Origin of the sequence: Ferroplasma sp. (assembly GCF_037442045.1) — an archaeon.
Taxonomy (GTDB): Archaea; Thermoplasmatota; Thermoplasmata; order Thermoplasmatales; family Thermoplasmataceae; genus Ferroplasma.
Genome location: NZ_JBBIRC010000006.1, coordinates 34185 through 41908 on the forward strand (window position 1 = coordinate 34185; position 7724 = coordinate 41908).

At 35.0% G+C, this 7724-nt stretch carries 10 protein-coding genes; 5 read left to right on the forward strand and 5 right to left on the reverse strand.

The features are described 5' to 3' along the window. The first annotated feature begins 117 nt into the window (after nucleotides 1-117). Together speD and WKI77_RS01675 are read left to right on the forward strand one after the other, a co-directional pair. Nucleotides 118-510 (forward strand): adenosylmethionine decarboxylase, encoded by a 393-nt coding sequence (gene speD / locus WKI77_RS01670; RefSeq protein ID WP_337860097.1) that lies wholly within the window; start codon nucleotides 118-120, stop codon nucleotides 508-510. Nucleotides 511-562: 52 nt separating this feature from the next. Further along, entirely contained in the window at nucleotides 563-1435 is an 873-nt protein-coding gene (locus WKI77_RS01675; protein ID WP_337860098.1) for a hypothetical protein, read from the forward strand. A gap of 33 nt (nucleotides 1436-1468) precedes the next feature. Here the strand turns inward: WKI77_RS01675 and infB are convergent, their stop codons facing one another. Genes infB through rpl7ae form a run of 5 tightly spaced genes read right to left on the reverse strand, consistent with a single transcriptional unit; the run spans nucleotide 1469 to nucleotide 4656 of the window. After that, entirely contained in the window at nucleotides 1469-3214 is a 1746-nt protein-coding gene (infB, locus tag WKI77_RS01680) for a translation initiation factor IF-2 (protein WP_337860099.1), read from the reverse strand. 2 nt (nucleotides 3215-3216) lie between these two features. Further along, a complete protein-coding gene (gene ndk / locus WKI77_RS01685) occupies nucleotides 3217-3636 on the reverse strand; it encodes a nucleoside-diphosphate kinase (RefSeq protein ID WP_337860100.1) in 420 nt (139 codons plus the stop codon). 4 nt (nucleotides 3637-3640) lie between these two features. Then, complete coding sequence (locus WKI77_RS01690) at nucleotides 3641-3838, reverse strand: 50S ribosomal protein L24e (protein ID WP_337860101.1); 198 nt, start codon at nucleotides 3836-3838, stop codon at nucleotides 3641-3643. Nucleotides 3839-3843: 5 nt separating this feature from the next. Then, nucleotides 3844-4053, reverse strand: a complete 210-nt coding sequence (locus WKI77_RS01695; protein ID WP_009887647.1) for a 30S ribosomal protein S28e — start codon at nucleotides 4051-4053, stop codon at nucleotides 3844-3846. A 6-nt stretch (nucleotides 4054-4059) separates the two neighbouring features. Beyond that, nucleotides 4060-4656, reverse strand: a complete 597-nt coding sequence (gene rpl7ae / locus WKI77_RS01700) for a 50S ribosomal protein L7Ae (RefSeq protein WP_337860102.1) — start codon at nucleotides 4654-4656, stop codon at nucleotides 4060-4062. Nucleotides 4657-4930: 274 nt separating this feature from the next. Here rpl7ae and WKI77_RS01705 point away from each other — a divergent pair, with 274 nt between their 5' ends. The 3 genes from WKI77_RS01705 to WKI77_RS01715 form a co-directional block, all read left to right on the forward strand. After that, entirely contained in the window at nucleotides 4931-6028 is a 1098-nt protein-coding gene (locus WKI77_RS01705; protein ID WP_337860103.1) for an MFS transporter, read from the forward strand. Between the two features lie 42 nt (nucleotides 6029-6070). Then, entirely contained in the window at nucleotides 6071-6658 is a 588-nt protein-coding gene (locus tag WKI77_RS01710; RefSeq protein WP_337860104.1) for an IS607 family transposase, read from the forward strand. Beyond that, the coding region (locus WKI77_RS01715; RefSeq protein ID WP_337860105.1) for a transposase at nucleotides 6648-7724 on the forward strand (1077 nt) is incomplete at its 3' end. The genes WKI77_RS01710 and WKI77_RS01715, both read left to right, overlap by 11 nt.

Consider the following 7724-nt stretch of genomic DNA (forward strand, 5'->3'; position numbering starts at 1 on the left):
TGGCTGCTAGTATTATAAAACTAATAAAATAAAATTAATTTTTCCAATTTTCATAAATATTTAAATAAGACTTTATCATAATGGTGAATTGTAGAGGTGTAACAAATATGGAGGACGATGAAAGTGGCAGTAGGGGTACATATTATAGCGGATTTATACGGTGTAGATGCAGGATTAATATCTAGTGCTGATGGTATTGCACCCATTATAGAGAATGCTATTAAGGAAGGAGAATTAACAGAAATTTCTTCACAGTATTATCAGTTCCGTCCAATGGGCGCAAGTGGAATAGCTTTGCTGGCAGAATCACACTTGTCTTTTCATACATGGCCTGAACATGGACTTGTAACTCTGGATATATACACATGCGGTGAGCACAGCAATGCAGACCGGGCGTTTAATTATATTTTAAATGTATTGCATCCCACTTCTATTGAATATAAAAAGCTGGAACGGGGCACAAAAATAGAGGAAAACGTAAAAATTGATAACCCTCAGTTGATGCTGTGATACGTTGAATAAAAAAATAAATTTAATTTCCTTTTTATTTATATTGTTATTTTTGGATTTATTAATAGGAATTTATCATATAACTACTGCATACAATGTTCTTATAATACCTGATATAATTATTTCCGTTGCATCTATATATATCGCCGGGGAAATATTTCTGGATGTATCCTATAAAGTGGGAAAATCATTATCATTTTCCGAAAAGTATACTGGGCTCTTTATAGTAGGATTTGCTGCAATAGCTGATGAGATAGTGATGTCGTTAATGGCTTCCGCTGAAAATCTTGGAACAGTCAGTTTTGGTACAATTCAGGGTTCCAATGTAATAACCCTCATTGCATTTTTGATTATTATGCCATTGTACAGCAGAACCGGCTTTTCCAGATTCAGGATGGATTCATATGTACTGGCCGGTACTGCCATAATAATACTGATAATATCATTTTACTTTGTTAGTATTCCATTTTACATAGGATTTATTACTCTTATTATTTTTCTTTTCTACATTGTTAAGAAAATAAAATCCCCTTCTATAGAAAATAAAATAACAGTGGAAGAAGTATATCCATCTTACTATGGCATACTTGCAATATTTGTTATAATATTTGCATCCTATAATATGATAAATTCCGCACTTATAATATCGGATGTTTTTAAAATAAATGAATTTCTATCATCATTTTTGCTCCTTGGATTCTTCGGTTCTATTCCAGAAGTAATTATGATGTCTATTTCACTGCATGACAATAAGAAAGATGTATCAACAGGCTTGATTGCAGGCAGTACAATTTATAAGGAAACAATACTTTTTTCTATTATAGCTTTTATGGGAACTTTAACGCTTGCGAACTCCCTATTTTCATTGATATTAATGATAATTTTTTCAATAATTCTAATAATATACTCAATTATATTTAAATGAATGTATTTGAATTGCTGTGTTATTATAGCAGGATCAGAATCCCCAGAATTGTTCATCCTTTCTTTTAATTTTTATTAGTTCTTCCATGGTTTCTTTAACATCAGGTTCCATGGGCTGATCCTTAATTTCTTTAATTACATTTTCTGGAACATCAACGTATAAATCCTCATCGGCGAATATTTGCCGATTCAATGTAACACCTTCTATTGCACAGGATAGTTCAGATCCCCGGTCAGCATACTGCTTATTTACGTCACCGTCCCTCATGCTTTTTATTGTGCCTGCATATTTGTTTTTGGCGTTTATAAGCTTATCCCCAACTTTAACTCTCCCTGATATTACTTTAATTCCCACAATGACCGGTTTTGCAGCCCTGAAAATATAATCTGGCATTATAATAAGCTTTGCCGGTACAGGCCTGGAATTTTTCTTTTGTTCCTCTATTTCGTTCTTCCTGAACTCAAGCCATTTATTTAAGTCATCGAGCATTGAATATATTACATTTCCTGAAATAGCCTTAACGTCATTGGATAAGAGAGCCTCTTTTGCATCTCCAGTAATATTTACATTGAAACCAACTATAACTCTATCAAGCGGATTATTAAGGGTTGAAACATTTATAATATCCTTTTTTGTAATATCCCCTATCTGCGCTTCCCTGACATTTATTTTATTCTGCTCCATTTCATAGGCTATGGCTTCAAGTGAACCTATGGCTTCAGCCTTTATTGTAATTCCATTTTCAGAGAGCTTTATATCTGGCTTTGACTCGCTTATAAGTTCTTTAAATGCAGCATCAGTATTCCCGCCCTTAATAGCAATTATGGATGTGCCGGAAATGGCATCAACCTTGTCTGTTAAAAGTATTCGAATTCCTGCAGCTGCCCTTGCACTATCTTTTTCTTCAACGCCTTTTTTTCCAGTAGCAAGTATGGCCTTTACCCGCGTCACTGCAGGGCCTGAGCTGGTGTTAAGTGCAATTTTATCGCCTTTATGAAGTGTTCCCTGATATAATATTGTGTCAAGTGTAGTTCCAAGGGACTCCTCCTTCTTAATTTCTATAACTGATCCCCTTGTGGATTTATTTTCAAATTGTATATGATCTTCAAGGAATCTCTGTGCAAGACCTGTAAGTACCATTAAAATATCCGGCACACCTATGTTTAATTTTGCACTTACCGGCACTATTGCAAATGATTTTGTAAAATCTGTTATTCTATCATACCTGTCAGATGATACCCCTTTAACATATAAATCGTTAATTATTTTATATAATTTATCATCCAGTGCATTGACATATTCTTCTCTCTGTTTTTTTAATGTTTCTTTAAAAGATGTATTCTTTGTGGAAATGAAATATGGTATTAAATCGATTTTATTTGCTGCTATTATAAAAGGGGTTTTGTATTTTTTTAAAACATCAATAGATTCCAGTGTCTGTGGCTTAAGTCCCTCGTTAATATCTATAACAAGTATTGCAATATCTGCCAGTGCCCCGCCCATCGCACGCATATTGGCAAAAGCCACATGCCCTGGCGTATCGATAAATAACAAACCGGGAATACTGATATTTATGTTTTTAAAATAATTTTTAATGTTTGAATCCAGTGTATTTTTATCTATTTCAGTTGCGCCAATTTTCTGCGTTATGCCACCTGCTTCCTTCTTTGCTACAGTGGTACCACGTATATCATCAAGCAAAGTGGTTTTTCCATGGTCTACATGGCCAAGCACACATACGATTGGTTCCCTTAAATTTTTTTTTGTTGTTGTTTCCATATTCAATAATCCATTATCTCGTTCTCATTAAAGAATATTTTATATTCGTGATTGTATGCTTCCTGAGAATCAGAGGCGTGAACTATATTTTCTTCTATATTCAAGGAGAAATCTCCGCGAATAGTGCCTGCAGCAGCTTTTGACCCATCGGTTGCACCAGCAAGATTTCTGCAAGAAATAATAGCGTTATCTCCTTCCAGTATTATGGCTATGATAGGCCCTGATGTTAAATATGAAACAAGGCCATCAAAGAATGGCTTCATGCTGTGAACACTATAATGTTCCTTAGCTTTGCTTTCTGAAACTTTCATCATCTTTAATGACAAAATTTTTAATCCTTTATTTTCAAACCGCTCTATAATATTCCCTACGATATGCTTTTTAACTCCATCGGGTTTTACGAGTACCAGTGTCCTTTCCATAAGCCTACGCCTTTTTCATTTCTTTTATGCGATGGTACTCGTTTGTCCATTTAACATTTCTTGCTACCCTTTTCAGGTCGATCATATTCACTCTGCACTTTTTTGAACAGAAATTCATTACGTTTCCATCCTTTCTTATATAAATCATTCCTGATGCAGGTTCAATATCATGACCGCAAAAGATACATTTTCTATATTCCATTTATTTCACCTTATTGATAATCTCCTGGCTTCTCTCGCAGTTTCTCTTAGCATTAATATATCGCCAACTTTAACGGGACCAAGAACATTTCTTGCAATTATTCTTCCCTGGTCTTTGCCATCAAGGACTCTGACTTTTACAGTTGTGGCTTCGCCGGTCATCCCGGTTCTTCCCATCAACTCTACTACTTCAGCTGGAGTTGCATCGTCTGCCATTTAGCATCACTCTTCACTTTCTTCTGAATCTTTTTTCTTTGATGTCTTTTTAGGTGCTTTTTTAGCTTCTTTTGATTCAGATGCCTTTTCTTTCTTTGGCTTTTCCTTTGATTCCGCCTTTGATTCTTTTACTTCTTTTTTCTTTTCTGGTGCTTCTACAGATTTCTGTGCTTCTGTTTCTACTGCCTTTTCTGATTCTACTGCCTTTGGTTTTTCAACTTTCTTCTTTTCTTCCTTTCCGGACTTTGCACTTTCTATTGAAGATATAAGGCCTTTATATGCGTCGTCATTTTTGCCATAATCAACAACGGCAATAGATGCTGCTGAAGCAATGCCGACTTTTAATCCAAGGTCACTTTTATTTTTTACATATGTATATGGAACTTTTCTCTCTTCACATAATACTGGTATATAAAAAACAACCTCTGGCGGTGAAACATCCTCTGCTATAACCACAACCTTTGCCTCTCCTCTCTCTATAGACTTAACTACTTCATTTGTCCCTTTCTTAATCTTGCCGGATCTATAAGAATTTTCTACAAAATCCAATGCATCTTTGACTAACGATTCGGGAGCTTCAAACTTTACATAACTGTTTTCCATGATAATCCTCCTTCACTTCTGCATGGTATTATAAACTGTAATATAAATATTTAGCATTGTTATCTCTGTTCTGCATTCGGATTATAGCATGCTGCTTTTTGTTTAGTGTCTGAGCACTTATTAAAGTCTAATATTAATAACTATTATAAATTATAACTAAATAAAAGAAGTAAAATTATAAAATTTTATGAAATTTCAGTTTCTATATTGATAACAGGATAAAACGCCAGAAAACTGATAGATACTAATATATATAATATATAGTTTCTGCTTTATGAGTGAAAAAACTGATGTTATTGCTGCATCAATGATTGGGACAATAATAGAATGGTATGGGATTTTTATTTTTTCCTCAGGAGCTATTTACATAGCACGCACATTTTATCCAAATGTATCAGCTGCTGAGGCCCTCCTTCTGACATTATTGACATTTGCCCTTGGCTTTGTCACAAGGCCCGTAGGAGCCTATGTATTCGGCCATTATGGAGACCGGCTTGGAAGAAAAAAGATTTTATTGCTGACGTTATTAATATCCGGCATATCCACAGGCCTAACAGGGTTAATTCCGTCCGAGGCCAGTATAGGAGTTATGGCAATTGTTTTGCTTGTTATCCTGAGACTTGTGCTTGGTTTTGGCCTCGGCGGAGAATGGGGAGGTGCCATGTTGCTTACCCTGGAAACATTTAAGAAAAGAAGAGGATTTTTCGCTTCATTTATACAATCAACTGTTGGAATTGGGCTTCTACTTGGAACAGCAATTTTTATACCTTTGGTATATTTCCTGCCCTCATCTTTCATGTATTCAATAGGATGGAGAATTCCTTTCCTTGCAAGTTTTGTAATTGTAATTGTAGGAGTATTTATAAGATTAAAAGTTAAAGAAACACCGGTATTTGAAGAAGAAAAGAAAAAGAATAAAGTCTTAAAATCTCCTGAAAAAGAGTTATTCACAAAACACTGGAAGAAAATAATAGTTGGAACACTGCTTGCAGGTTCTTCTGGAAACTTTTTCTATTTCGCAATATCACTGCTTCCGGTTTTGTTTGAAGATGCAAAGGAAATTACCGTGCTGGATGGATTGATAGGAACTGCAATTTTTGGGGTGCTTGACATAATATTTGTGTTTATAGGCGGCCAGTTATCTGATAAAAAGGGAAGGAGAATTCTCATTGCAGGTGCAAATTTGCTGGCTCTGATTATACTGTTTCCATCGATATACCTTGTAGGCGTTGATTACTTCATTTTATTCCTTTCCCTCTTTGCAGTGGCACATGGATTGAGCTACTCGCCTTTAGGTGCAATGATATCGGAAATTTTCCCCACGAATGTAAGGTATTCTGGAAATTCAGCAAGCTACCAGTATAGTCAATAATAACGATATATTTATATGATAATAATTAATAAGATATTTACTATGAAAGCTGAAGAGGTCATGAACTTATTGCAGATATCAAGAAAGACACTTCATGTATATGCAAAGGCAGGAAGAATTAGATACACTGTTATGCCGAACAAGAGGTACAACTACAACGAGGAAGATATTTATAAGATACTCAATAAGGATGTTAAGAGGAAAACAGTCCTCTATGCACGTGTATCAACATACAAACAGAAAACAGATCTGCAGAATCAGATAGATCAGATGAAGCAGTGGTGCTTCATGAATGGTTATACAATAAATGCAATATATTCTGACATTGCTTCAGGAATATCATTTGAAAAGAGGAAAGGCTTCTTTGAAATGCTTGACCAGATAATGGACAGTAAGGTGGAAAAGGTTGTTGTAACATATAAGGCTCGATTGACCAGATCTGATTTTGAATTATTAAACTATATATTCAAAAAATACAGGACTGAAATAGTTGTAATCTCTGAAGTTGGTAATACTCAACTGGACTCTGAAGAAATATATGAAGATATATCTTCAATGGTCCATTATTATTCATTGAAGATGCATTCTAAAAAGAATAAACAATCCATCGAGGTAGGATATGAAAGTTAACAGGACAGAGCAGATATATTTAAAATACGACAGTAACATCTCCAACCAGTGCCATTTCTCAAAGAATCTTTACAATCAGGTCAATTACATACTCAGGCAGGCATTCTTAAAAAAGGAGAAAATGCCATCTTATAATAACCTTGTAAAGCAGTTTCAGCTCCCTTCAGAGAACAATGAAAACAACAATTACCAGAAACTTCCAGCAAAGACAGCACAGTGGACAATAAAAACTACAACAATAGCATGGCTATCTTTTTTCAGGGCAAAAAAAGAATATAATAAAGACCCTGATAAATTCACTGGAAGGCCAGGAATACCCGACTATAAGGAAAAGAACGGTGAATTTATTTTAATTTTGACGAACCAGCAGTGCAGAATTGAAGATGGAATATTGAAATTTCCCAGGATTATGGAATTGGAGGTGAAGACAAGGTTAAAAGATGTTGATTTAAGAGAAGTAAGAATAGTTCCACAGGGAGTTGGGTATACTGTGGAGATAGTATACAGGAAAGAAATTGAAGACATTGCAGACAGAGAATCAAAGAGAATTATTGGAATAGATTTCGGAATAAGGAATACCGTAACCATTGCAGACAGCATTGGAAATAAGCCGATTGCTGTTAAGGGCGGTGCACTTAATTCTGTGAATCAGTATTTCAATAAAGAAAATGCAAGACTCAAATCCATCAGTGACAGGCAGTTTGGCAATAAATTTCTAACCAGAAGAGAAAAGAAAATATTTTCTATGAGGAAAAGAAAAATATATGACATCATGCATAAAATCAGCAGATTTATTGTTGATGATGCAAGAGAGAAGGGCATAGATACCATAGTCATGGGCCACAATGAAGGATGGAAGCAGAATGTCAACATAGGCAAAAAGAATAACCAGAAATTTGTTCAGATACCATTTAACATCCTGATCTCCATGATACAGTATAAGGCAGAAGAATCAGGAATACAAGCCATAGTTATTGATGAAGCGTATACAAGCAAATCATCTTTCCTTGATAACGAGATAATAGAACATCATAATAACTATGCAGGAAAAAGAACATCGAGAGGG

Coding starts and splice junctions, on each gene's coding strand:
- speD (WP_337860097.1), top strand. CDS start 118: ATGAAAGTGGCAGTAGGGGTACATATTATAGCGGATTTATACGGTGTA.
- infB (WP_337860099.1), bottom strand. CDS start 3,214: ATGGAAACAACAACAAAAAAAAATTTAAGGGAACCAATCGTATGTGTG.
- ndk (WP_337860100.1), bottom strand. CDS start 3,636: ATGGAAAGGACACTGGTACTCGTAAAACCCGATGGAGTTAAAAAGCAT.
- WKI77_RS01690 (WP_337860101.1), bottom strand. CDS start 3,838: ATGGAATATAGAAAATGTATCTTTTGCGGTCATGATATTGAACCTGCA.
- WKI77_RS01695 (WP_009887647.1), bottom strand. CDS start 4,053: ATGGCAGACGATGCAACTCCAGCTGAAGTAGTAGAGTTGATGGGAAGA.
- rpl7ae (WP_337860102.1), bottom strand. CDS start 4,656: ATGGAAAACAGTTATGTAAAGTTTGAAGCTCCCGAATCGTTAGTCAAA.
- WKI77_RS01705 (WP_337860103.1), top strand. CDS start 4,931: ATGAGTGAAAAAACTGATGTTATTGCTGCATCAATGATTGGGACAATA.
- WKI77_RS01710 (WP_337860104.1), top strand. CDS start 6,071: ATGAAAGCTGAAGAGGTCATGAACTTATTGCAGATATCAAGAAAGACA.